This window comes from Paraburkholderia sp. J41, assembly GCF_905220235.1.
GTDB lineage: Bacteria > Pseudomonadota > Gammaproteobacteria > Burkholderiales > Burkholderiaceae > Paraburkholderia.
Genome location: NZ_CAJMZE010000085.1, coordinates 1 through 1240, shown reverse-complemented (window position 1 = coordinate 1240; position 1240 = coordinate 1). Strand labels below are relative to the sequence as shown.

Genomic DNA, 1240 nt, shown 5'->3' with positions numbered 1-1240 from the left:
GGCCAGCGCACTCTCAAGCTGCGCAATGGTCTCCTCCGAGCTGCTTGCCCGTGGCAGCAGGCCGGTCATAGGTCGTGACCATCACGCCCTTGCCCGCACGAAGTGCCCCCCAGCCTGACGACCGTAGCTCGTATCCCTCACCCCGGTATTCGAGTTTGTTGTTAGCCAGATAGCCGAGATTCAGTTGCGACTTGCCTGAGTGCTCCGTGCTAACCTTGACGCCTTCCTGGCCCGCCCAATCCTCCATGCGCAGCTTGTTGTTCGCCTGCGTGCGGATCATGTTGCGCGAGAGCCAGCGCCGGTCGTTCGTCACCAGGTCGCGCGCCTGGCTGTGGTGATGAAACCCGCAAATTTCCGGCTTGTCCGGGTCGCCATCTCTAAACCGGATCACTGCCTCATCGTTGTCCAGCGCGATGAAGTGCATGCCCGTCTGGAGTTTGCCCGCGAAGGGTTTGGCCAGCCGCATCGGCACGCTCTCGCCGCCCTTCGGCCAGGTGCCGAAGTCCGCATCCAGACGGATGACGTAATATCCGGCAGAGTTCAGGTAGCCATAGGTGTATTTGTCCGGGCTGCAAATCCGCGCGCTGAGTGTGCCCGGGATGCGGGCCCAGGTTTCCGGCCTGAGCTGGAGCCGGAAACGCCGGTCGGCGGGGATGGCCCTGAAGCGGTTCGTATAGGGCTGGTCACGCGCGCCGCTGTGCCTGACCTCAATCACAACCTGGCCTTTGGGCGCATCGGGCAGGACAAGATCCGTCTCCAGCACACTTGCACATTGCAACGCCAGTACGTTACTCACGCCCTCGTAGATGACCTGCCGTGCGAGGGCCGCCTCGTGGCGAAGCTGCGCCTCCCACTTCGCTCCGGCCTGGTCGAGATGGTGAGTCCCGTAGATGTAGGGCTGGCCGTAGGTCGTCGGGTCCTGCGGGGCGAGGTTGGCGCTGTCTCTAAATCGCTCCCAGGCGCTCTCGGGGTTATAGTCTGCGACCACGACCGACTGAGGCACCACCGTCGCGTGAGTCTTCAGCGACGTGACCGCCTCGACGCCGCCCGCTTCCAGTCCCGCCGCCTCGCGGTAGGGCACCAGGCGCTGAGGCTCGTCGTAGCGATAGTGATCCATGTCATCGGCAAAGACGACCTGATCGCCGTACTCACACTCCTCGATGAAAGAGTAGATGCCCTCTTTCTGCATCAGCATCTGGACATAGACCAGATCGACCATCTGATGCTGGAAACGCCACGC

1 pseudogene is annotated in these 1240 nt (G+C 62.7%); it reads right to left on the bottom strand.

Annotation, left to right across the window (positions count from 1 at the left end):
• Positions 1–1240: pseudogene (locus U5805_RS31515) on the bottom strand (type VI secretion system Vgr family protein); the annotation flags it as partial.